Source organism: Escherichia sp. KTE52, from assembly GCF_000408325.1.
Lineage (GTDB): Bacteria > Pseudomonadota > Gammaproteobacteria > Enterobacterales > Enterobacteriaceae > Escherichia > Escherichia marmotae.
The window spans coordinates 458,734-483,421 of sequence record NZ_KE138677.1; the positions used below are offsets into that span (position 1 = coordinate 458,734).

At 53.3% G+C, this 24,688-nt stretch carries 16 protein-coding genes; 8 read left to right on the forward strand and 8 right to left on the reverse strand.

What is annotated here, in order from left to right; translation table 11 throughout:
- Nucleotides 1-413: 413 nt before the first annotated feature.
- The 3 genes from asmA to udk form a co-directional block, all read right to left on the reverse strand.
- Nucleotides 414-2,267, reverse strand: coding sequence for an outer membrane assembly protein AsmA (gene asmA, locus A1SC_RS14825; RefSeq protein ID WP_001252379.1), 1,854 nt, complete (start codon nucleotides 2,265-2,267; stop codon nucleotides 414-416).
- Between the two features lie 21 nt (nucleotides 2,268-2,288).
- A complete protein-coding gene (dcd, locus tag A1SC_RS14820) occupies nucleotides 2,289-2,870 on the reverse strand; it encodes a dCTP deaminase (RefSeq protein ID WP_001234771.1) in 582 nt (193 codons plus the stop codon).
- A gap of 91 nt (nucleotides 2,871-2,961) precedes the next feature.
- On the reverse strand, nucleotides 2,962-3,603 hold the full coding sequence (udk, locus tag A1SC_RS14815; RefSeq protein ID WP_000132077.1) for a uridine kinase: 642 nt from the start codon (nucleotides 3,601-3,603) through the stop codon (nucleotides 2,962-2,964).
- 318 nt (nucleotides 3,604-3,921) lie between these two features.
- Between udk and A1SC_RS14810 the strand changes: the two genes are divergently transcribed.
- Nucleotides 3,922-7,239: a diguanylate cyclase gene (locus A1SC_RS14810; protein ID WP_016262124.1), complete on the forward strand. Its 3,318-nt coding sequence runs from the start codon at nucleotides 3,922-3,924 to the stop codon at nucleotides 7,237-7,239.
- A gap of 70 nt (nucleotides 7,240-7,309) precedes the next feature.
- On the opposite strand, the gene alkA is transcribed toward A1SC_RS14810, so the two are convergent.
- Nucleotides 7,310-8,158 (reverse strand): DNA-3-methyladenine glycosylase 2, encoded by an 849-nt coding sequence (gene alkA, locus A1SC_RS14805; protein WP_016262125.1) that lies wholly within the window; start codon nucleotides 8,156-8,158, stop codon nucleotides 7,310-7,312.
- Nucleotides 8,159-8,291: 133 nt separating this feature from the next.
- On the opposite strand from alkA, the gene yegD reads away from it, so the two are divergent.
- Nucleotides 8,292-9,644 carry a molecular chaperone gene (gene yegD / locus A1SC_RS14800; RefSeq protein WP_000469721.1) on the forward strand — a complete coding sequence of 451 codons (1,353 nt, stop codon included), beginning with the start codon at nucleotides 8,292-8,294 and terminating at the stop codon, nucleotides 9,642-9,644.
- Nucleotides 9,645-9,656: 12 nt separating this feature from the next.
- Here the strand turns inward: yegD and A1SC_RS14795 are convergent, their stop codons facing one another.
- The 4 genes from A1SC_RS14795 to A1SC_RS25030 form a co-directional block, all read right to left on the reverse strand.
- Entirely contained in the window at nucleotides 9,657-11,597 is a 1,941-nt protein-coding gene (locus tag A1SC_RS14795; RefSeq protein WP_016248905.1) for a helix-hairpin-helix domain-containing protein, read from the reverse strand.
- Complete coding sequence (locus A1SC_RS14790; RefSeq protein WP_064767429.1) at nucleotides 11,594-12,355, reverse strand: PP2C family serine/threonine-protein phosphatase; 762 nt, start codon at nucleotides 12,353-12,355, stop codon at nucleotides 11,594-11,596. Before A1SC_RS14790 ends, A1SC_RS14795 begins: the two co-directional genes overlap by 4 nt.
- Nucleotides 12,352-13,011, reverse strand: coding sequence for a vWA domain-containing protein (locus A1SC_RS14785; protein ID WP_000003146.1), 660 nt, complete (start codon nucleotides 13,009-13,011; stop codon nucleotides 12,352-12,354). Before A1SC_RS14785 ends, A1SC_RS14790 begins: the two co-directional genes overlap by 4 nt.
- 217 nt (nucleotides 13,012-13,228) lie before the next feature.
- Nucleotides 13,229-13,285 (reverse strand): type I toxin-antitoxin system Ibs family toxin, encoded by a 57-nt coding sequence (locus A1SC_RS25030; RefSeq protein WP_106907789.1) that lies wholly within the window; start codon nucleotides 13,283-13,285, stop codon nucleotides 13,229-13,231.
- 279 nt (nucleotides 13,286-13,564) lie between these two features.
- Here A1SC_RS25030 and mdtA point away from each other — a divergent pair, with 279 nt between their 5' ends.
- The 6 genes from mdtA to baeR are packed head-to-tail and all read left to right on the forward strand — an operon-like array spanning nucleotide 13,565 to nucleotide 24,547.
- On the forward strand, nucleotides 13,565-14,812 hold the full coding sequence (gene mdtA / locus A1SC_RS14780) for a multidrug efflux RND transporter subunit MdtA (RefSeq protein WP_016262127.1): 1,248 nt from the start codon (nucleotides 13,565-13,567) through the stop codon (nucleotides 14,810-14,812).
- Nucleotides 14,812-17,934: a multidrug efflux RND transporter permease subunit MdtB gene (gene mdtB / locus A1SC_RS14775; protein ID WP_016262128.1), complete on the forward strand. Its 3,123-nt coding sequence runs from the start codon at nucleotides 14,812-14,814 to the stop codon at nucleotides 17,932-17,934. Before mdtA ends, mdtB begins: the two co-directional genes overlap by 1 nt.
- Nucleotides 17,935-21,012, forward strand: a complete 3,078-nt coding sequence (gene mdtC, locus A1SC_RS14770; RefSeq protein WP_016262129.1) for a multidrug efflux RND transporter permease subunit MdtC — start codon at nucleotides 17,935-17,937, stop codon at nucleotides 21,010-21,012. It begins immediately after the preceding gene.
- Nucleotides 21,013-22,428, forward strand: a complete 1,416-nt coding sequence (locus A1SC_RS14765) for an MFS transporter (protein ID WP_000130868.1) — start codon at nucleotides 21,013-21,015, stop codon at nucleotides 22,426-22,428. It begins immediately after the preceding gene.
- Nucleotides 22,425-23,828, forward strand: a complete 1,404-nt coding sequence (gene baeS / locus A1SC_RS14760; RefSeq protein ID WP_000675181.1) for an envelope stress sensor histidine kinase BaeS — start codon at nucleotides 22,425-22,427, stop codon at nucleotides 23,826-23,828. Before A1SC_RS14765 ends, baeS begins: the two co-directional genes overlap by 4 nt.
- Nucleotides 23,825-24,547, forward strand: a complete 723-nt coding sequence (baeR, locus tag A1SC_RS14755; RefSeq protein WP_000137876.1) for an envelope stress response regulator BaeR — start codon at nucleotides 23,825-23,827, stop codon at nucleotides 24,545-24,547. Before baeS ends, baeR begins: the two co-directional genes overlap by 4 nt.
- Nucleotides 24,548-24,688 lie beyond the last annotated feature (141 nt).

The window sequence follows — 24,688 nt, forward strand, 5'->3', positions numbered from 1 at the left end:
TCATTCAACCGGGAGAGTATGTGACATTGAAGGCTGTTCCGTTCACTTTATGTTCCTCGCTACTTTGGAACGCTCAAGCCGGTGAACGTGCCAGGGTGGCTCAATCGCCACCACCCTGGCAACCCGGGCTCCCGGCGGTAAATCGCCGCTGGCGCGGTCCCCTCATCTTATTCCTTTCGGCTATCGGGTACGGGCGCGAGGTAACATCCCTGTAAAACGCGCCCTCAGCCCACATCCATGTGGGCTGCCCCGGCCTACAGGAAACGATTCGGCGATTTACAGCCGGACCAACACCCTCGCTGAAATACCTTACTTTTACTGATGATTCATCTTTGCTGAAAGTAATCTACGTGATTGCCTGATGCGACGCTTTACGCGTCTTATCAGGCCTACAAATTATGTCATCTGGAAACTTACATCTTCTCCAGCAACTTCTTCACATCTTTACCATTGCGGGAGTCTTTATTGCGCTCAGCCCAGTCGTTCAGGCGACGTTTGGCTTCGTCCTGTAGCTGTTTACGCAGCAACTGATCCACTTGCAGACTGTAATTGAGTTGCTGCCAGTTACCATAAACCCGCAGCGGAACCGGTGTTTCTTTGAAGAATTCAACCAGCTTGCTTTCTCCGTTCCAGCCGCCAACGACACGAATATCAAACTGGGTGTCACAGGTTTGCTCTGCCAGATTCAACGTACCAGCCCCTGTCAGCGCCAGCACTGGCGATTCACCCTGCATGTCGTTTAACGTCACGACGCCATTATTTAGCGTCAAATCCGTCGTAAAACGGTCAAGCCGTGTCACATTATCGAAGTTTTCAGCAGCCTTCACATCACCGCCGTTACGTTCTACCGCCTGCTGGATCATCTGCTGGAAGTTCATCCCTTCCATGCGCGTGTCGGCCATTTCAACATGCGCCTTCCCTTGCCAATTATGGCGGAAATCTTCCGCATCAATGTCAGCACCGGAGAAATCACCGGCCAGCGACATTTTGCCGGTCAACGAAATCGGATAGTTAAACGCCTTCAGAATAGTGCCAATCTCAACGTTCTCTAGCCGGGGTTGAAAGGATATCCGCGGATTTTTTACCGTCGAGTCCAGCGTGCCCGGCAGCGAAACTTGCCCACCGTTGAGTTTGCCTTGCAGTTGGATAATCTCCAACAAGCCCGACTTGTTGGTCATTTGCGTGGCGACATCGGTAAAATTCATTCCGCGCCAACGCACGTTATCAGCCTGCAACAATATATCGGCGGCAAAACCTTTTAACCCCTGGTAGGCTGGCTCATCAATACGCGAGGAAATAACGGGACGTGGTAACGTTGGTTGATTCTGCCCCTGCTGCGCAGCACCGATTTCACCGTTAACTGTTTCATTAAGCGGGATTAAGTTATCGAGATTAAGCTGCGGGAATTGCAGTCTTAACAACCATTCCGGCTTCTCTGTCAGCGTGACCTGCGCTTGCCCACTGAGCGTACTGTCGTTAGCGGTCAAATTGATTTGATGAAATGACAGACGTTTATGTGGCTCTTGCCACTGGGCCTGGAAACTCCCCTGCCCCTGAATACCTTGTTTTGGCAAGTCTGCGCCCTGCAACTGCCAGTTAATTTGTTCAATAGCCGCCGTTAAATCTTGCGGATAATCAGAGGCATCCACCGTGCCTTTGAGAGATAACGTGAGATCGCGCTGGTCGCGATTAACCCGCCCGGAGAACTCAAACGAGCCACGATGTTGGGGATCTTGCTCCATTTGCAGACGGATATTGCGAATCGTCACCTGCTCGTCATTTTCATGCTGGAACACCAGCACACTGTCAGCTACCTTCAGGCTGGAGATATCAAACGACCAGCCGCGACCTTCTGACAGCTCCGGCAACGTATTATCGCGCGGCGCAACGGGGGCATCTTCACTCCGCACCGCTTCTGTCTGCGGCGTCAGTTGAATGACTGCGCCTTTCAGCATCACCTGCTTAACGCTCAGTTGATGGCTCAGTAGCGGTAAAAGCGCCACATCAAGGCGCATATTATCGGCTCGTACCAGCGGCTGGCTGGCACCCTGGGCGGTAAGGGACATGCGCCCGGAGAGAATACTAAGTTGCGGCCAAACGTGCCAACGCAGTGGCCCGTCCAACTGCAATTGATAGCCGCTACGCGCAGCAACCTGCTTGACCATATAGTCGCGGAAATCATTCGGATTCACCAGCAACACTAGCGCAGATAACCCAGCCACCAGCACGACCAGGAGTATCATCAGCGTCGTCAGAAATCGTCTCATGGAATCCTCAATGGGCCTGAATTAGTCTTTATCGATTCGACTGGCGACCGCGCCCTGCTGGTTGCGATATTTCGCATCTTCACGGCGGTTGTATGGACGCGCTGCCGGGCCGGAAAGCGGCTCAAAGCTCAGCGCGCCAATTAACATCCCCGGGCGCAGCGCCAACGGCAGTTTACCGGAGTTGTAAAACTCCAGCACAATGCAGCCAGACCAGCCCGGATCGATACGGTGTGCGGTGACGTGCACCATCAGCCCTAAACGCGCCAGTGAAGAACGCCCGTCCAGCCAGCCCACTAAATCAGCAGGCAAGGTTACCGACTCCAGCGTCACCGCCAGCGCCAGCTCACCTGGATGAAGAAAAAACGCCTCGTTTTCATCGAGCACGATCTCATCACTCATCACGCGATCAAGGGCCGCGCTCACTTCGTCTTTAGGACCGCTCAGATCGATAAACGCTGCCGTGTGGCCCCGGAAGGTACGAAATTTATTGCCCAGGCGCACATCCACCGTCGCGCCATTAATACGTTCCACCGGCGGACGTGGGTTGATCGACAAACGGCCTTCATCAAGCCAGGCTTCAATATCTCGGTCACACAGACGCATGGCATTTTCTCCTTTCGCGCATCACTCCCTTAACGCCTTTTACGTCAAGGGCATACCAGGTTATCACTGAACGGTACACAATTTACCAGGCTTATTCAAAGAACTGACTTATTTTCGCTTTCAATATATCGATCGCGATGCGGTTTTTACCGCCGCGCGGCACGATAATGTCAGCATATTGTTTGGAAGGTTCAATGAATTGCAGGAACATTGGGCGCACGGTTTTTTGATATTGCGCCATCACCGAATCCATCGAACGCCCGCGCTCGTTAACATCGCGCTTGATGCGGCGCATCAGGCAGATATCCAGCGGGGTATCAACAAAAATGGAGAAGTTGAGTTCGTCACGTAAACGCGCATCCGTCAGCAGCAAAATGCCTTCGAGAATGATGACTTTCTTCGGTTCAACCTTCACCGTTTCTTTCATACGCGTATGTTCAACATAGCTGTAAACCGGCAGGTCAATAGCCGAACCACGTTTCAGCGCTTGTAAATGCTCAAGCAGCAGACTGTGATCCATCGCACTCGGATGGTCGTAGTTGGTCTTAACGCGTTCTTCCATCGACAGATGGCTTTGATCTTTGTAGTAGCAGTCTTCCGGAATAACGCCGATGTGTTCATCACCCACTTGTTCACGTAATTCACGATAAAGGGTACTGGCAATGAGACTCTTGCCGGAAGCCGATGCGCCAGCGATACCGATAATGACGCACTGATGAGACTGATCAGTCATAAATTTAGCGACCTGATTAACCTGGATGTTAGGAAGGGGGTGCCGAAGCACCAAACGCGGCAATTATAGGGATTTCATCCGCCTGATACCAGTCGAATAGCGTTGCCGCACATTTAGAGTTAATTGTTGACGATCCATTCCCTGACGCAAATTTAATTGTTTGCTTTTAACGCAATGTGAAAAATGTTATGTCCGGTTGTGCAAATTGCCGCCAATTACGTCACTTTATGAACAAACCGCATATAAAATGTAAAACTTTTGTACTAGCATAAACACAGATACTAATGCTGGCGACCTGGCCATATGGATAGAGCGGTAATGAGTAAACGATCACAACGTGTTTTAATTACCCTGCCTCATCCACTGCTTCACCTCGTCAGTTTAGGTTTAGTCTCGTTTATCTTTACCCTCTTCTCACTTGAACTTTCGCAGTTTGGTAGCCAGCTTGCGCCGTTGTGGTTTCCGACGTCCATTATGATGGTGGCGTTTTACCGCCATGCCGGGCGGATGTGGCCGGGAATCGCATTGGCCTGCTCGCTGGGAAATGTCGCCGCATCTGTACTGCTTTTTTCTACCAGTTCGCTCAATATGACCTGGACGGCCATCAACATTATTGAGGCCGTCGTGGGCGCAATGCTGCTGCGTAAATTATTACCGTGGTATAACCCACTACAAAATCTGGCTGACTGGCTACGTCTGGCATTTGGCAGCGCTATCGTGCCACCTGTATTGGGCGGCGTGCTGGTTGTCTTGCTGGTTCCAGACGACGATCCACTTAAAGCATTTCTGATCTGGGTGCTCTCCGAATCAATCGGCGCACTGGCGCTAGTCCCGCTGGGATTGTTGTTTAAGCCACACTATCTATTGCGCCATCGCGACCCGCGGTTGCTGTTTGAGACGCTGTTAACGTTATCCATCACGCTGGCGTTAAGCTGGCTCTCGATGCAGTATCTGCCGTGGCCTTTTACTTTCATTATTGTGCTGCTGATGTGGAGCGCCGTGCGTTTGCCACGGATGGAAGCCTTTTTGATTTTTCTTGCCACGGTGATGATGGTGTCGCTGATGTTGGCAGTCGATCCGGCTTTACTCGCCACGCCGCGAACCTACCTGATGAGCCATATGCCGTGGCTGCCATTTTTGCTGATCCTGCTGCCCGCCAATATCATGACCATGGTGATGTATGCCTTTCGCGCTGAACGCAAGCATATTTCCGAAAGCGAAACCCGCTTTCGGAATGCGATGGAGTATTCCGCCATCGGCATGGCGTTAGTGGGTATCGAAGGGCAATGGCTGCAATCCAACAAATCGCTATGCCAGTTTCTTGGTTACAGCCAGGAAGAGCTGCGTGCCATTACCTTTCAACAACTTACCTGGCCGGAAGATCTCAATAAAGATCTGCAACACGTTGAGAAGTTGATCAGCGGTGAAATAAACACCTATTCAATGGAAAAACGCTACTACAACCGTAATGGCGACGTTGTCTGGGCGTTGCTTGCCGTCTCACTGGTACGCCACACCGATGGCACACCACTCTATTTTATTGCCCAGATTGAAGACATAAACGATCTCAAACGCACCGAACAGATCAACAAACGTCTGATGGAACGGATAACACTGGCTAACGAAGCCGGTGGCATTGGCATCTGGGAGTGGGAGCTGAAGCCTAACATCTTCAGTTGGGATAAGCGGATGTTCGAGCTGTATGAAATTCCGTCACATGTCAAACCGAACTGGCAGGTGTGGTACGACTGTGTGCTGCCAGAAGATCGCGGGCACGCCGAGAAAGTGATTCGCGATTCATTGCAGGCTCGTTTGCCTTTTAAACTGGAATTTCGCATTACCGTAAAAGATGGCATCCGCCATATTCGCGCCCTCGCCAATCGTGTGCTGAATAAAGAGGGCGAAGTCGAGCGCCTGCTCGGCATTAATATTGATATGACCGAAGTGAAACAGCTCAATGAGGCGCTGTTTCAGGAAAAAGAGCGCCTGCACATTACGCTGGATTCCATCGGTGAAGCCGTGGTCTGTATTGATATGGCGATGAAAATCACCTTTATGAATCCGGTTGCCGAGAAGATGAGCGGCTGGACGCAAGAAGAGGCGTTGGGTGTTCCGCTACTCACGGTGTTGCAAATTACATTTGGTGATAATGGTCCCTTAATGGAGAACATTTACAGTGCCGACACGTCGCGTTCCGCTATCGAACAAGATGTCGTTCTCCACTGCCGTAGCGGCGGCAGCTACGACGTCCATTACAGCATTACGCCGCTAAGTACCCTTGATGGCAGCAATATTGGTTCGGTGCTGGTAATTCAGGACGTCACCGAATCACGCAAAATGCTGCGCCAGCTTAGCTACAGCGCCTCCCATGATACCCTGACACATCTCGCCAACCGTGCCAGTTTTGAGAAGCAGTTGCGGATACTTTTGCAGACGGTAAGCAGTACGCATCAACGACATGCTCTGGTGTTTATCGATCTTGATCGCTTTAAAGCCGTAAATGACAGCGCCGGGCACGCGGCAGGTGATGCCCTGCTGCGAGAACTGGCATCACTGATGTTAAACCTGTTGCGCTCCAGTGACGTGCTGGCGCGGCTCGGCGGTGATGAATTTGGTCTTTTACTACCTGACTGTAATGTTGAAAGTGCCCGCTTTATCGCGACACGCATTATCAGCACGATTAATGACTACCACTTTATGTGGGAAGGCCGTGTGCATCGGGTTGGAGCCAGCGCAGGAATTACACTGTTCGATAACAGCAATCATCAGGCGGCAGATGTGATGTCGCAGGCCGATATCGCCTGTTATGCTTCAAAAAATGCGGGCCGCGGCCAGGTGACGGTTTACGAACCACAGCAAGTTACCGCACATAGCGCACAGGCAGCGATGTCACTCGATGATCCGTGGATGATGATTAAAGAGAATCATCTGCTGCTGATCGCCCACGGCGTCGCTTCTCCGCGAATTCCGGAAACGCGTAATCTGTGGCTGATTTCGCTTAAGCTCTGGAGTCGTAACGGCGAGGTTATTAACGAACTGACATTTCGCCGTAGCTTCAGTGATCCGATGCTCAATCTCGCCCTTGATCGCCGGGTATTGCATGAATTTTTCCAACAGGCAGCAAACGCAGTTGCCAGTAAAGGCTTAAGCATCGCCCTTCCCCTTTCCGTTACCGGTTTAAGCAACACCACGCTGGTGGATGAACTGCTTGAACAACTGGAAAATAGCCCACTACAACCACGGTTATTACATCTGATTATTCCGGCAGAAACCATTTTCGACCACGCAGAAAATATGCACAAACTGCGGCTGGCGGGCTGCCGGATCGTGCTCAGTCAGGTGGGACGCGACCTGCAAATCTTCAACGCACTGAACGCGAATATGGCAGATTATCTGCTACTCGACGACGAGTTATGCGCCAGCGTACAAGGCAATTTGATGGATGAAATGCTGATTTCGATCATTCAGGGTCACGCCCGGCGGCTGGGATTGAAAACCATCGCCGGGCCAGTAACGCTGCCGCTGGTAATGGATACGCTTTCTGGCATCGGCGTCGATCTGATTTATGGCGAGGTGATTGCCGATGCCCAACCGCTGGATTTGCTGGTTAATAGCAGTTATTTCGCAATTAACTGAGTATTTTGCCGCCCCCATCGCCTGATGCGTCTACAATTCATCCATTTCGTCGGCCGCCTGGCGACCAGCATCATGCTTCATCTGGTTGCCAGCCTTCCGTATACCAGATATGCAACAGCGCATAAGAACGCCAGGGTTTCCAGCGTTCGGCATAACGGCGGATTTGTGCCGGCGTCATTCCCGGAAATCGCTGTTTAATTAAATAATCATCCGGTAGAAAAACATCTTTCGCTTGCCAGCCGCGCAAGGCGAAATAATTCGCCGTCCAGCGCCCGATTCCAGGAAAGGTTTGCAGCGTTTTCATCGCCTGCTCAACATCACCGGGCATTGTTATCGGTAAGGAGCCATCCAGTACCGCATTTGCCAGATGGATCAACGCCTCTGCCCGTTTCAGCGGCATCCCCAACGCTTTTAGCGCCTGCGAGTCGGCTGCTGCCAGCCGTTGAGGCGTGGGAAAGCAGATATAATCCGGGAAATCATCCAGACGTTCGCCATAAAGCTGCACCACTTTGGCGGTCAATTTCGCCGCCATCGCCACGCTCACCAGTTGGCCTAAAATGGCGCGCACGCCCTGTTCAAAAGCATCAACACAGCCAGGTAAACGCAATCCCGGCCGCGCCGCGCCTAACTCACCTAACGCCCCATTAACAATCTGCGGATTACATTGCAGATCAAACAGGCGGCTTATTTTCGCCAGGCACCCGGTCGCCACCGGTTCTAATCCCGAACTTAAGTTCACTTGCAACGTATTATTTTCGACATCAGGAACCACCGTTATCATGCCCCGATGTTCGCCCACTGCCAGACTGCGGGCATAATAATTGTCAGCGACCGTTTCCACACCGCTCACCGCACGAGTGGCAAGAAATCCCAACATCCACGACCAGTCATACGGCGGTTGCCAGTTCAGGGTATACATCGCATCTCCTTTTTTATCCGCTTTCAGCATAAACGTTATTCAGACGCAGCGCTTTGCTTTCATATTCCGGTTGTCGCGGCGACAACATTTCGCTAAAGTCACGCCCCTTCTTCACCGGCATGGGGATTATTTCGTGTTTATTGGTTTTGATTACGGTACAGCAAACTGTTCAGTAGCGGTGATGCGTGACGGTAAACCACAGTTGCTGAAAATGGAAAATGACAGCTCGCTGCTGCCTTCAATGCTTTGCGCACCAACGCGTGAAGCTGTAAGCGAATGGCTGTACCGCCATCATGATGTTCCGGCAAACGACGATGAAACGCAGGCGCTGCTGCGTCGGGCGATTCGTTACAACCGCGAAGAAGATATCGATGTTACGGCGAAAAGCGTGCAGTTCGGTCTTTCCTCACTGGCGCAGTACATTGATGATCCGGAAGAAGTGTGGTTTGTGAAATCACCGAAATCGTTCCTCGGAGCCAGCGGTTTAAAACCGCAGCAGGTGGCGCTGTTTGAAGATCTGGTCTGCGCAATGATGTTACACATTCGCCAACAGGCACAAGCGCAGTTACCTGAAGCGATTACCCAAGCGGTGATTGGCCGTCCGATTAACTTCCAGGGGCTGGGTGGCGATGAAGCTAACGCCCAGGCGCAGGGGATCCTCGAACGTGCGGCGAAGCGTGCCGGGTTCAAGGATGTGGTATTCCAGTACGAACCGGTGGCAGCCGGGCTGGATTACGAAGCGACCTTGCAGGAAGAAAAACGTGTACTGGTGGTGGATATCGGTGGCGGTACGACTGACTGTTCATTGTTGCTTATGGGCCCCCAGTGGCGTTCGCGCCTGGATCGTGAAGCCAGTCTGCTTGGTCACAGTGGCTGCCGTATTGGCGGTAACGATCTGGATATCGCACTGGCGTTTAAACACCTGATGCCACTGCTGGGCATGGGTGGCGATACAGAAAAAGGTATCGCCCTGCCGATTCTGCCGTGGTGGAATGCGGTCGCCATCAACGACGTACCTGCGCAAAGCGATTTCTACAGTAGCGCCAATGGTCGTCTGCTTAATGATTTAGTACGAGATGCCCGCGAACCGGAAAAAGTTGCCCTGTTGCAGAAAGTCTGGCGGCAACGTTTAAGTTATCGCCTGGTACGCTGCGCAGAAGAGAGCAAAATTGCGCTTTCCAGTGAAGTTGAAACTCGCGCGTCGCTGCCATTTATCCGCGACGAACTGGCTACGCTGATTAGCCAGCAAGGGTTGGAGAGCGCCCTCAACCAGCCGTTGGCGCGGATTCTGGAACAGGTGCAACTGGCGCTGGATAACGCCCAGGAAAAACCGGACGTCATCTATCTGACTGGTGGTAGCGCCCGCTCGCCGCTGATTAAAAAGGCACTGGCGGAACAGTTGCCGGGGATTCCGATTGCTGGCGGCGATGACTTTGGCTCCGTCACCGCCGGACTGGCACGCTGGGCGGAAGTGGTATTTCGTTAAATGAAGGATGGCTCAGCAACGGCTTAAATCTGCCTGCACCTGAGCCAGTTTCTCCGCCGCCTGACGTAACGGTTCCAGCAACGGCATAGTCCGTGCAGAAGCATGAAGACGGAAACGCTGCAATTCTGTCGCGCCGACAGTCAACGCCGATTCCAGTCGATGTCGTTTGGCGGCAATTTTCGCCATTACCGCCTGCCTGTCTGCTGGCGTTACCGCTTCATTCGGCCTGAACACAAATCGGCGTTCGCAGCTCGCTTTCCAGTCAATGACAGCCTGGGTCAGATGGTCGCCAAACCCTTTCACTTGCTTAACGCCGCGTCGGGTAACATCCGCCGCCGTTTCAATACCAAAGGAACGTAACGCCGCTTTACGAGCCGTGCCAACGCCTGGAATCGACGCGGTATCAATAAAAAATCCTTCGAGGAATTTGTGCTTCTGGCGTTCCCGTGCTGTGTCATGGAGTGCTGCCAACGCTTGCGTTTCTTCTTCCGGCAGACCGAGAAGCTCGCTCTTCATTTTTTCGAGCATCGTCCGTTTAGCGATAAAACCTTCCAGCCCACCTGCCTGCTGGATCTGGTTAACTAAATGGTCATAGTCCATTTTTGCGCTATTAAACGCCTCACGGCGTCGTTGGACTTCTGCTTTGTACGCTTTGCTTGCCAGACTGCCAATAATCCAGATAGCCGCCAGCACGGGAACCAAAATGATATAGCGCGGTTCCGCCTGAAGACCGCAAAGTAACAGCGATAACGCTGACAACGCGATCTCAATCAGAATGATGTATTTACTCCTTAGTACCCCAACAGGAAGCAGCCTGCCAGTAAGTTGGAAATGTCCCGGTAATGGTAACTGTAATGCTGGCGGTGGCACTGATGCCATTACCATCGCCCAGACTTTCGCCAGCACAAAATTTCCGCCGGTGGTAATGACCTCTTCACCGGGATCAATAAAATAGATAACGCCTTGATTATCGAGCGCACACCACGGGCAGTCAGTTAAATGATCCGGGTAAATATGCATTGCTGAAACGGTACATTTCTTTAACTGTTGGCGTAGAGAATCAAGTGCCGCTACCCATGTTTTTGCCGTCGGACGCGCGGTTGCCACGCCACTTTCGGTGAACGCCTGCTGAAACAGCGCTTCAATATGGGTTGGTAGAATCGATAACGGAATAGATCGTGGCGGCGGTTTTAATCCTCGTTGCTGACTGTCCGACGCGTAGGCATAACGGAAATGGGCAATATCCGTCTCCAGCGCATTACCCGCTTCAGGTATAAGCGGCACACCGGAATAAGGATGACGCCCACCAAATAAGACGTGAAAAATCAGCAACGCAAGGCCAAAATTATCGTGATTCACTGTGCGTTCAAAGCCAACAAATGACGGCAAGCTTTGCAGTTCTGGCGGCGTAAAATGCGACACGCCGACTTCGCATAAATGCAGCGTGCCATTGGCGTTAATCTGAAAGGAATCACTGTCGATCAATACAACTTTGCTATCGCGGCCTACCATAAAGCTATTCTGGTTTACGTCACCCACGACATGCCCGTGCTCGTGAATCGTAGCAAAAGATGAAGCTATATTACGCGCAACATAGAGTAGAAAATCCCACGCACAATGAGGGTAACTCTGGCGACGATGTGCCGGGCTATAGATCATATGAATCGGTTCTTTACCTGAAACCTTTGGCATCATAAAACCGATGGTTTTTCCGCCGCGCCCGGCGTGAAGCGTTGCCTGCGGCCAGGCGACATAATTCAGCAACTGCGCATCAACTGTCGCCGCCATAAAGGCAAGTTTGTCCTGTTTTAAGGCGGGTGGCGGCGTGTGATAAATCTTGGCGACGCTATCGACAAACTCCTCAATATCATAAACCGCACCTTCGCCACCTTTGCCCAGTTCACGGTCTGGCGTAACGCACTCGCCAGTAGCGGTATACAAGGTTGATTTCATGGTAACCAAATAGCCAGCGCCAGCGTTTTATCATCGTTCGTGCGTTCATTTACTGCCTCACTGAACAAAAATTGCTTCAATAAATCTGGCAGTAAATCGTATTGTTCAGGCGTAGCTGATTTGAGTCCATTGAAAAATGGCGCAAAGAAAGGCCCATGGGGCACGTTATCCAGCATATTTAATGCCAGCCGTTGAATGCCATCCGTAAATGTTGCCACTTTTACCGCCCGTTCAGTGCAGGTGTAAGTTTCCAGTCTGGAAACGGCATCTTCATCGGTAACGAAGTGCGTCATATTGGCATATTCACCCACCATCGGCATGAGCGGCAGTTGCAGGCCGTGACCAAAATCCACCACCACGCCACCATCGCCAATCTGCATAATCAAGGTGCCGTTAGCCGATGAAATCAATCCCAGAAACGTGCAGGCAAAATCGCGAACCGCTAATTCTTTGGCTTCAGCCTCGGCAAAAAGTCGCTGACGAATAGACAGCACAATATCCGTGGCGAGGACGTCATTAAGCCCCAATTCCCCGCCCTGCACTTTCTGCAACATATAAGCCATCGCTTCATTGACAGCAAGCATCGCGCCTTCACCACCCAGCGACACGCTACCTGCGCCATCAGCAAGAAACACCACCAGTAATGGCTGCTGGTCTTTTAGCCAGACAACCTGCATCTGGCAGGCATCCTGGCAAGGCAAGCCAGAGCTGATGTGCGACGTTCCGACGGCAGATGCATAAACCAGGCGCCAACTCACACTGACGTCCAACCTTTCGGTGCTTCCAGTACAACTTCCGTTCCCGGCGTGGAACGGGAAACCGAACGTAGCGAACTGGATAACCAACTAAACAATTCGCGGAATTGTAATCCTTGCAGTGTCAAAGGCTGGCGGACGCTGATTTGTGCCAGGGTCTTCATATCAGCCCCCTGAACACCAATGGTGAAAAAAGCAAACTTCTTAGCGTCTTCCCCCTGAAACACTTTGTGGGCGGCAGTCTGCCACTCATCGGTTGGCGCGCCATCGGTGATCAGGAAAATCCACGGACGATAATAGGAGATACCATTGGCACGATACTCCCGCTTACGTTCCTCAACCATATTCAAGGCTTTGGTAATGGCTGCGCCCATGGGTGTATCGCCCTGAGCAAACAGGATGGGCGGGAAAAAGTTAGCGGCGCTGGTAAATGGTTGTTCCACATACACCGGGCCGAAAGTCACAATACCCAGTTCGACTCTTTTTAATGCCAGCGGATCGGCAAGCAGTTCATCGCGAAAGGTAACCAATCCGGCGTTAAGTTCATTAATGGGTTTGCCGTTCATCGAACCAGAAACATCCAGCAGCAAAATGCAGGGGCAACGTGGTTCCGGATTACTGGCAAAATCGCTGGTGGCAAAGGTGATTTGTTCGCTCATAAGAGATCCTTTCTTAGAGAATTATTAAGGTTCGGTATCATACCGACTGCAATAATGAATTAAGAGCAGGTGAAACAACTTTCAGAATTCAGTCCAACTGCGTAGATAATTTTGCTATTCGCCTCGCAAGAACGAGGTCTTATAGATTGACAGTAAGGGGGGAGTGACATACTTTCAGGAGTGAGGGTTGAGCGGGGTTTCCCCCGCCCTGGTAGTCTTAGTAAGCCGGTAAGCTAATGACTAAGAGCACCACGATGATGATCCATTTCATCATGACCCTTTCCTTCTTTAAGGCCCCTTCTTCGGGAGGGGCTTTCCCGTTTCAGCATCCCGCTGAAATCGTCGGCTTACCTCCTTATCGCCACGCACGTAGTCTATCGCTAACCTGCAGATAAAATAGTTTTACATGTTATTACTGGATGCGCGCTCGCAAAGTGCACAACCATTCAGACGATTCGCGAAACTGTTTCATAATTCCTCCATTTTTCTCCCTGATTAGCTGGCTACACTAGTATCATTCCGCGAAACGTTTCAGGAAGAGAAACTCTTAACGATGAAAGGCAGTTATAAATCCCGTTGGGTAATCGTAATCGTGGTGGTTATCGCCGCCATCGCCGCATTCTGGTTCTGGCAAGGCCGCAATGAATCCCAGAGCGCAGCGCCAGGTGCGACGAAGCAAGTGCAGCAGCCGCCAGCCGGTGGCCGTCGTGGTATGCGCTCCGGACCGCTGGCTCCCGTGCAGGCAGCAACTGCCGTTGAACAGGCAGTTCCGCGTTATCTCACCGGGCTTGGCACCATTACCGCTGCAAACACCGTCACAGTGCGCAGTCGCGTTGACGGCCAGTTGATGGCGTTGCATTTTCAGGAAGGTCAGCAGGTAAAAGCGGGGGATTTACTGGCTGAGATTGATCCCAGCCAGTTCAAAGTTGCACTGGCCCAGGCACAAGGACAACTGGCAAAAGATAAAGCCACACTTGCCAATGCCCGCCGTGATTTGGCGCGTTATCAACAACTGGCAAAAACCAACCTCGTTTCCCGTCAGGAACTGGATGCCCAACAGGCACTGGTCAGTGAAACCGAAGGCACCATTAAGGCGGATGAAGCCAGCGTTGCCAGCGCACAACTGCAACTCGACTGGAGTCGCATCACCGCACCAGTCGATGGTCGGGTTGGCCTGAAACAGGTTGATGTCGGTAACCAAATCTCCAGCGGCGATACCACTGGCATTGTGGTGATCACCCAGACGCATCCTATCGATCTGGTATTTACTCTACCGGAAAGCGATATCGCCACCGTTGTGCAGGCACAAAAATCCGGAAAACCGCTGGTTGTTGAAGCCTGGGATCGCACCAACTCGAAGAAATTAAGTGAAGGTACGCTGTTAAGTCTCGATAACCAAATCGACGCCACCACTGGCACCATCAAAGTAAAAGCACGCTTTAATAATCAGGATGATGCGCTGTTCCCCAACCAGTTTGTTAACGCCCGCATGTTAGTGGACACTGAACAAAACGCCGTGGTGATCCCAACCGCTGCACTGCAAATGGGTAACGAAGGTCACTTTGTCTGGGTGCTGAATAGCGAAAACAAAGTCAGCAAGCATCTGGTGACACCGGGCATTCAGGACAGCCAGAAAGTGGTGATCCGCGCAGGTATTTCCGCAGGCGATCGGGTAGTGACGGACGGCATTGACCGCCTGACCGAAGGGGCGAAAGTGGAAGTGGTTGAAGCGCAAGGCACAAGCACACCAGAAGAGAAAGCCACCAGCCGCGAATATGCGAAAAAAGGAGCGCGCTCCTGATGCAGGTGTTACCTCCGAGCAGCACAGGCGGCCCGTCGCGCCTGTTTATTATGCGTCCTGTCGCCACCACGCTGCTGATGGTAGCGATCTTACTCGCCGGGATTATTGGCTACCGCACCCTGCCCGTTTCGGCGTTGCCGGAAGTGGATTATCCGACGATTCAGGTGGTTACGCTTTACCCCGGTGCCAGCCCGGATGTGATGACCTCTGCCGTTACCGCGCCACTTGAACGCCAGTTCGGGCAAATGTCCGGACTGAAACAGATGTCGTCGCAAAGTTCCGGCGGCGCGTCGGTCATCACTTTACAGTTCCAGCTAACATTACCGCTGGACGTTGCCGAGCAGGAAGTGCAGGCCGCAATTAACGCCGCCACTAACCTGTTACCAGGCGATCTGCCTAACCCACCGGTTTACAGCAAAGTGAATCCGGCAGATCCGCCGATCATGACGCTTGCCGTTACCTCAACCGCCATGCCGATGACGCAGGTGGAAGATATGGTAGAAACCCGCGTGGCGCAGAAAATCTCGCAGATTTCCGGCGTCGGGCTGGTAACGCTTTCCGGCGGTCAGCGTCCGGCCGTTCGCGTCAAACTTAACGCTCAGGCGATTGCCGCCCTCGGCCTGACCAGCGAAACTGTACGCACAGCTATTACCGGCGCGAACGTTAACTCAGCTAAAGGTAGCCTCGACGGCCCCTCCCGCGCAGTCACGCTTTCCGCAAACGATCAAATGCAGTCTGCGGAAGAGTACCGTCAGTTAATTATCGCGTACCAGAACGGCGCGCCGATTCGTCTTGGCGATGTCGCTACCGTAGAACAAGGGGCGGAAAACACCTGGCTTGGTGCGTGGGCGAATAAAGAACAAGCCATCGTCATGAATGTTCAGCGCCAGCCTGGCGCTAACATTATCTCCACCGCTGACAGCATTCGTCAGATGCTGCCGCAGCTCACTGAGAGTCTGCCGAAATCGGTAAAAGTGACGGTGCTTTCTGACCGCACCACCAATATCCGCGCATCGGTCGACGATACCCAGTTTGAGCTGATGATGGCTATCGCGCTGGTGGTGATGATTATCTACCTGTTTCTACGAAATATTCCGGCAACCATCATTCCTGGCGTCGCGGTGCCGCTGTCGTTAATCGGCACCTTCGCGGTCATGGTATTTCTCGATTTCTCGATCAATAACCTGACCCTGATGGCGTTAACCATCGCCACCGGGTTTGTGGTCGATGATGCCATCGTGGTGATCGAAAACATTTCGCGCTATATCGAAAAAGGTGAAAAACCGCTGGCAGCGGCGCTCAAGGGTGCAGGCGAAATCGGCTTTACCATTATCTCGCTGACCTTCTCGCTGATTGCAGTGCTGATCCCATTGCTGTTTATGGGCGATATCGTCGGGCGACTGTTCCGCGAATTTGCCATTACTCTGGCAGTAGCGATTTTGATCTCAGCCGTCGTGTCGCTGACCCTGACGCCGATGATGTGCGCGCGGATGCTTAGCCAGGAGTCGCTGCGTAAACAGAACCGCTTCTCCCGCGCCTCGGAAAAAATGTTCGAGCGGATAATCGCCGCCTATGGTCGCGGACTTACGAAGGTGCTGAATCATCCGTGGCTGACCTTAAGCGTGGCGCTCAGTACGCTGCTGCTTAGCGTGCTGCTGTGGGTGTTTATTCCAAAAGGCTTCTTCCCGGTGCAGGATAACGGCATTATTCAGGGCACCTTGCAGGCACCGCAATCCAGCTCCTTTGCCAATATGGCCCAGCGGCAACGCCAGGTCGCGGAGGTGATTTTGCAGGACCCGGCAGTGCAAAGCCTGACCTCATTTGTGGGCGTTGATGGCACTAACCCGTCGCTGAACAGTGCGCGTTTGCAGATCAATCTGAAACCGCTGGATGAGCGTGATGATCGGGTACAAAAAGTTATCGCCCGTTTGCAAACGGCGGTAGATAAAGTGCCGGGCGTCGATCTCTTCCTGCAGCCAACGCAGGATCTGACCATCGATACTCAGGTCAGCCGCACGCAGTACCAGTTTACATTGCAGGCCACGTATTTGGATGCGCTCAGTACCTGGGTGCCGCAGCTAATGGAAAAACTCCAGCAACTGCCGCAGCTTTCTGATGTCTCCAGCGACTGGCAGGACAAAGGACTGGTGGCGTATGTTAACGTTGATCGCGACAGCGCCAGCCGTCTGGGGATCAGCATGGCGGATGTTGATAACGCCCTGTACAACGCCTTTGGTCAGCGGCTAATTTCGACGATTTATACTCAGGCCAACCAGTATCGCGTGGTGCTGGAGCACAACACTGAAAACACACCAGGGCTGGCGGCGCTGGATACCATTCGCCTGACCAGCAGCGACGGCGGCGTAGTGCCACTCAGCTCGATAGCTAAAATTGAGCAGCGTTTTGCGCCGCTCTCCATCAACCATCTGGATCAGTTCCCGGTAACGACCATCTCCTTTAACGTGCCGGATAACTATTCACTGGGCGATGCGGTGCAGGCGATTATGGATACCGAGAAGACGCTAAATCTGCCAGTGGATATCACCACGCAATTCCAGGGTAGTACCCTCGCCTTCCAGTCGGCATTGGGTAGCACTGTCTGGCTGATTGTCGCGGCAGTGGTGGCGATGTATATCGTGCTCGGTATTCTGTACGAAAGCTTTATTCACCCGATCACTATTCTCTCGACGTTGCCAACGGCAGGTGTCGGCGCATTGCTGGCGTTGCTGATTGCCGGTAGTGAGCTGGATGTGATCGCCATTATCGGCATTATTTTGCTGATCGGTATTGTGAAGAAAAACGCCATCATGATGATCGACTTCGCGCTGGCCGCTGAGCGCGAGCAAGGCATGTCGCCGCGAGATGCCATCTACCAGGCCTGCCTGCTGCGTTTTCGTCCGATCCTGATGACCACGCTGGCAGCGCTGCTCGGTGCATTGCCGCTGATGTTGAGTACCGGAGTCGGCGCGGAACTGCGTCGTCCGTTAGGTATCGGCATGGTCGGCGGTCTGGTTGTCAGTCAGGTGCTGACGCTGTTCACCACGCCGGTGATTTATCTGCTGTTCGACCGCCTGGCATTGTGGACCAAAAGCCGCTTTGCCCGCCATGAAGAGGAGGCGTAAGTGAAGTTTTTTGCCCTCTTCATTTACCGCCCGGTGGCGACGATTTTACTGTCGGTTGCCATTACCCTTTGCGGCATACTGGGCTTCCGTATGCTGCCGGTCGCCCCGCTGCCGCAGGTCGATTTTCCGGTAATTATGGTCAGCGCCTCGCTGCCCGGTGCGTCGCCAGAAACGATTGCGTCTTCCGTTGCCACACCGCTGGAACGCTCGCTTGGACGCATTGCCGGGGTCAGTGAAATGACCTCCAGCAGTTCGCTCGGCAGCACGCGTATCATTTTGCAGTTTGATTTTGACCGGGATATCAACGGCGCGGCGCGCGATGTACAGGCGGCGATCAACGCCGCCCAAAGTCTGCTGCCCAGTGGGATGCCAAGCCGTCCGACTTATCGCAAAGCGAACCCGTCGGATGCACCAATTATGATCCTGACGCTGACGTCCGATACTTATTCGCAGGGGGAACTGTACGATTTTGCCTCGACGCAACTGGCTCCGACAATTGCACAAATCGACGGCGTCGGTGATGTCGATGTCGGCGGCAGCTCGCTGCCTGCGGTGCGCGTCGGGCTGAATCCACAGGCGCTGTTTAATCAGGGCGTGTCGCTGGACGATGTGCGCACCGCCATCAGCAATGCCAACGTGCGTAAACCGCAGGGGGCGCTGGAAGATGACACTCACCGCTGGCAGATCCAGACCAACGATGAGCTGAAAACTGCCGCCGAATACCAGCCGTTGATTATTCATTACAACAACGGCGGCGCGGTTCGTCTGGGTGATGTGGCAACGGTAACCGACTCAGTACAGGATGTGCGCAACGCCGGGATGACCAACGCCAAACCGGCTATTTTGTTGATGATCCGCAAACTGCCGGAAGCCAATATCATCCAGACGGTAGACAGCATCCGGGCGAAATTACCGGAGTTACAGGAGACAATCCCGGCGGCGATTGATCTGCAAATAGCTCAGGATCGCTCCCCCACCATTCGCGCCTCGCTGGAAGAAGTCGAGCAGACGCTGATTATTTCGGTGGCGCTGGTGATTTTAGTGGTCTTTTTGTTCCTGCGTTCAGGTCGGGCGACGATCATTCCTGCGGTTGCAGTGCCGGTTTCGCTGATTGGCACCTTTGCAGCGATGTATCTTTGCGGTTTCAGTCTCAATAACCTGTCGCTGATGGCACTCACCATCGCTACTGGCTTTGTAGTCGATGACGCCATTGTGGTGCTGGAAAACATTGCCCGTCATCTGGAAGCGGGAATGAAACCGCTACAGGCCGCACTGCAAGGCACCCGCGAAGTCGGTTTTACAGTTCTGTCGATGAGCCTGTCACTGGTAGCTGTGTTCCTGCCGCTGTTGTTGATGGGCGGCTTGCCGGGGCGCTTGTTACGCGAGTTTGCCGTGACGCTTTCGGTGGCGATAGGTATTTCACTGCTGGTTTCCCTGACGCTGACGCCGATGATGTGCGGCTGGATGCTGAAAGCCAGCAAGCCGCGTGAGCAAACACGGTTACGCGGTTTTGGCCGGATGCTGGTTGCACTGCAACAAGGCTACGGCAAGTCGCTGAAATGGGTTCTCAATCACACCCGTCTGGTAGGCGTAGTGCTGCTTGGCACCATTGCGCTGAATATCTGGCTGTATATCTCGATCCCGAAAACTTTCTTCCCGGAGCAGGACACCGGCGTACTGATGGGCGGGATACAGGCCGATCAGAGTATTTCGTTTCAGGCGATGCGCGGTAAGTTGCAGGACTTCATGAAAATTATCCGTGATGACCCGGCGGTGGATAATGTCACTGGCTTTACCGGTGGCTCGCGAGTTAACAGCGGAATGATGTTTATCACGCTGAAACCGCGCGATGAACGCAGCGAAACCGCCCAGCAAATTATCGACCGTCTGCGCGTGAAGCTGGCGAAAGAGCCAGGGGCGAATCTGTTCCTGATGGCGGTACAGGATATTCGCGTTGGCGGACGTCAGTCGAACGCCAGCTACCAGTACACGTTATTGTCTGACGATCTGGCAGCACTGCGCGAATGGGAGCCGAAAATCCGCAAAAAACTGGCGACGTTGCCGGAACTGGCGGACGTTAACTCTGACCAGCAAGACAACGGCGCGGAGATGAACCTGGTTTACGACCGCGACACGATGGCGCGATTGGGAATCGACGTGCAGGCCGCTAACAGCCTGCTGAATAACGCCTTCGGTCAGCGGCAAATCTCGACCATTTACCAGCCAATGAACCAGTATAAAGTGGTGATGGAAGTTGATCCGCGCTATACCCAGGACATCAGCGCGCTGGAAAAAATGTTCGTCATTAATAACGAAGGCAAAGCGATCCCGCTGTCATATTTCGCTAAATGGCAACCGGCGAATGCGCCGCTGTCAGTGAATCATCAGGGACTGTCCGCAGCCTCAACCATCTCGTTCAACCTGCCGACCGGGAAATCACTCTCGGACGCCAGTGCGGCAATCGACCGCGCAATGACGCAGCTTGGCGTACCTTCCACGGTGCGCGGCAGTTTTGCCGGAACGGCGCAGGTGTTCCAGGAGACGATGAATTCGCAGGTGATCCTGATTATCGCGGCCATCGCCACGGTGTATATCGTGCTGGGGATGTTGTACGAGAGTTACGTGCATCCGCTGACCATTCTCTCCACCCTGCCCTCGGCGGGCGTTGGAGCGCTACTGGCGCTGGAGCTGTTTAATGCTCCGTTCAGCCTGGTCGCCCTGATAGGGATTATGCTATTAATCGGCATCGTGAAGAAAAACGCCATCATGATGGTCGATTTTGCGCTTGAAGCCCAACGCCACGCTAATCTGACGCCGCAGGAGGCCATTTTCCAGGCCTGCCTGCTGCGTTTTCGCCCGATAATGATGACGACCCTGGCGGCGCTGTTTGGCGCGCTGCCGCTGGTATTGTCGGGCGGCGATGGCTCGGAACTGCGGCAACCATTGGGGATCACCATTGTCGGCGGCCTGGTGATGAGTCAGCTCCTGACGCTGTATACCACGCCGGTGGTGTATCTCTTTTTCGACCGTCTGCGACTGCGTTTTTCGCGAAAATCTAAAGAAACGGTAACCGAGTAAATGACAGATCTTCCCGACAGCACCCGCTGGCAATTGTGGATTGTGGCTTTCGGCTTCTTTATGCAGTCGCTGGACACCACCATCGTTAACACTGCCCTTCCCTCAATGGCGCAAAGCCTGGGGGAAAGCCCGCTGCATATGCACATGGTCATTGTCTCTTATGTGCTGACCGTGGCGGTGATGCTGCCTGCCAGCGGCTGGCTGGCGGACAAAGTCGGCGTGCGCAATATTTTCTTTACCGCTATTGTCCTGTTTACCCTTGGTTCACTGTTTTGCGCGCTTTCCGGCACCCTTAATGAACTGTTGCTGGCGCGCGCATTGCAGGGCGTGGGCGGTGCGATGATGGTGCCGGTTGGCAGGTTGACGGTGATGAAAATTGTTCCGCGCGAGCAATATATGGCGGCGATGACCTTTGTGACGCTGCCTGGCCAGGTTGGCCCACTGCTTGGCCCGGCGCTGGGCGGCCTGCTGGTGGAGTACGCGTCATGGCACTGGATCTTTTTGATCAACATTCCGGTTGGAATTATCGGCGCGATCGCCACACTAATGTTAATGCCGAACTACACCATGCAGACGCGGCGCTTTGATCTCTCCGGCTTTCTGTTGCTGGCGGTTGGCATGGCGGTATTAACGCTGGCGCTGGATGGCAGTAAAGGTACGGGCTTATCGCCGCTGGCGATTGCTGGCCTGGTTGCTGTTGGCGTGGTGGCGCTTATGCTTTATCTCATACATGCCAGAAATAACGCCCGCGCCCTGTTCAGCCTGAAACTGTTCCGCACCCGTACCTTTTCGTTGGGCCTGGCGGGGAGCTTCGCCGGACGTATCGGCAGCGGTATGTTGCCCTTTATGACGCCGGTTTTCTTGCAGATTGGTCTCGGCTTCTCACCCTTTCATGCCGGATTGATGATGATCCCAATGGTGCTCGGCAGCATGGGGATGAAGCGGATAGTCGTGCAGGTAGTGAACCGCTTTGGTTATCGTCGGGTACTAGTGGCGACTACGCTGGGCCTGTCGCTGGTCACACTGCTGTTTATGGCCACCGCGCTGCTTGGCTGGTACTACGTTTTACCATTCGTTCTGTTTTTACAAGGGATGGTCAACTCAACGCGTTTTTCCTCCATGAACACGCTGACACTGAAAGATCTGCCGGACAAACTGGCAAGCAGTGGCAACAGCCTGCTGTCGATGATTATGCAATTGTCGATGAGTATCGGCGTGACCATCGCCGGGCTGTTGCTTGGGCTTTTTGGTTCGCAGCATGTCAGCGTCGACAGCGGTGCCACACAAACCGTCTTTATGTACACCTGGCTAAGCATGGCGTTTCTTATCGCCCTTCCGGCGTTCATCTTTGCCAGAGTTCCGAACGATACACATCAAAATGTGGCTATTTCGCGGCGCAAAAGGAGCACTGAATGAAGTTCTGGCGGCCCGGCATTACCGGCAAACTGTTTCTGGCGATCTTCGCCACCTGCATCGTCTTGCTGATCACGATGCACTGGGCGGTGCGTATCAGTTTTGAGCGCGGCTTTATCGATTACATTAAGCATGGCAATGAGCAACGGCTGCAAATGCTTGGCGACGCACTTGGCGAGCAGTACGCCCAGCATGGCAACTGGCGCTTCCTGCGTAACAACGATCGTTTTGTGTTTCAGATCCTGCGTTCACTTGAACATGATAGCAACGACGATAAGCCCGGCCCCGGTATGCCGCCGCACGGCTGGCGCACCCAGTTCTGGGTGGTCGATCAAAATAACAAAGTGCTGGTTGGCCCTCGCTCACCTATTCCACCTGACGGCACACGGCGGCCTATTCTGGTCAATGGTCTGGAAGTCGGCGCGGTGATCGCCTCCCCTGTCGAGCGGCTGACCCGCAATACCGATATCAATTTTGATAAGCAACAACGGCAAACCAGTTGGCTGATTGTGGCTTTATCTACTTTACTGGCAGCGCTGGCGACGTTCCCACTGGCACGCGGCTTGCTGGCACCGGTAAAACGGTTAGTTGACGGCACGCACAAACTGGCAGCAGGTGATTTCACCACTCGCGTGACGCCCACCAGCGAAGACGAACTGGGCAAACTGGCACAGGACTTCAACCAGCTCGCCAGTACGCTGGAGAAAAACCAGCAGATGCGCCGCGATTTTATGGCCGACATTTCTCACGAACTGCGCACGCCTTTAGCGGTACTGCGCGGCGAACTGGAAGCCATCCAGGATGGTGTACGTAAATTCACGCCAGAGACAGTGGCTTCTTTACAGGCGGAGGTCGGAACGTTGACTAAACTGGTCGACGATCTCCATCAGTTGTCGATGTCTGATGAAGGCGCTCTCGCCTACCAGAAAGCAACGGTGGATCTCGTTCCACTACTTGAAGTCGCGGGCGGCGCATTTCGCGAACGTTTCGCCAGTCGTGGGTTGACTCTGCAATTCTCCTTGCCGGACAGCATTACCGTATTTGGCGATCGCGATCGTTTAATGCAGTTGTTTAATAACTTACTGGAAAACAGCCTGCGCTACACCGACAGTGGCGGTGGCCTGCATATTTCCGCCGAACAGCACGACAAAATGGTGCATCTGACCTTTGCCGACAGCGCACCGGGAGTCAGCGACGATCAGTTACAAAAATTGTTTGAGCGTTTTTATCGCACGGAAGGTTCCCGCAACCGTGCCAGCGGCGGCTCCGGGCTGGGGTTGGCAATTTGCCTGAACATTGTTGAAGCACATAATGGTCGCATTGTTGCCGCCCATTCGCCTTTTGGCGGGGTTAGCATTACAGTAGAGTTACCGCTGGAACGGGATTTACAGAGAGAAGTATGACCGAGTTACCTATCGACGAAAACACGCCGCGTATTTTGATCGTGGAAGATGAACCCAAACTGGGGCAGTTGCTCATTGATTATCTGCGTGCCGCAAGCTATGCGCCGACGTTGATTAGCCACGGCGATCAGGTACTGCCGTATGTGCGCCAGACGCCACCGGATCTGATCCTGTTAGATCTGATGCTACCAGGCACCGATGGTCTGACACTGTGTCGGGAGATTCGTCGTTTTTCTGATATTCCCATTGTTATGGTGACAGCGAAAATCGAAGAGATCGACCGCCTGCTGGGGCTGGAAATCGGTGCTGATGATTACATCTGTAAACCGTATAGCCCGCGGGAAGTGGTAGCGCGCGTCAAAACTATATTGCGTCGTTGCAAACCGCAGCGTGAGTTGCAACAGCAAGATGCAGAAAGCCCGTTAATTATCGACGAAGGTCGTTTTCAGGCTTCGTGGCGCGGCAAAATGCTTGATCTGACCCCTGCGGAATTTCGCCTGCTGAAAACACTCTCCCATGAACCGGGAAAAGTGTTCTCCCGCGAGCAGTTACTCAATCATCTTTATGACGACTACCGCGTAGTGACCGACCGTACCATCGATAGCCACATTAAAAACCTGCGCCGCAAGCTGGAAGCACTGGACGAAGAGCAGTCATTTATCCGCGCCGTTTACGGTGTCGGTTATCGCTGGGAAGCCGACGCCTGCCGCATTGTTTAACGTATCTTTGCCCTCGCGAGGGCTGAATTCCTTGTTTATTAATCCGTCATGCCCCTCTCTGAAAGGAGCTGTCTCTTGATCAGGAGATCTGATCAAGAGACAGCTCCTTTAGGGGGGTATTCCCCTGATTGGCAACCTTAT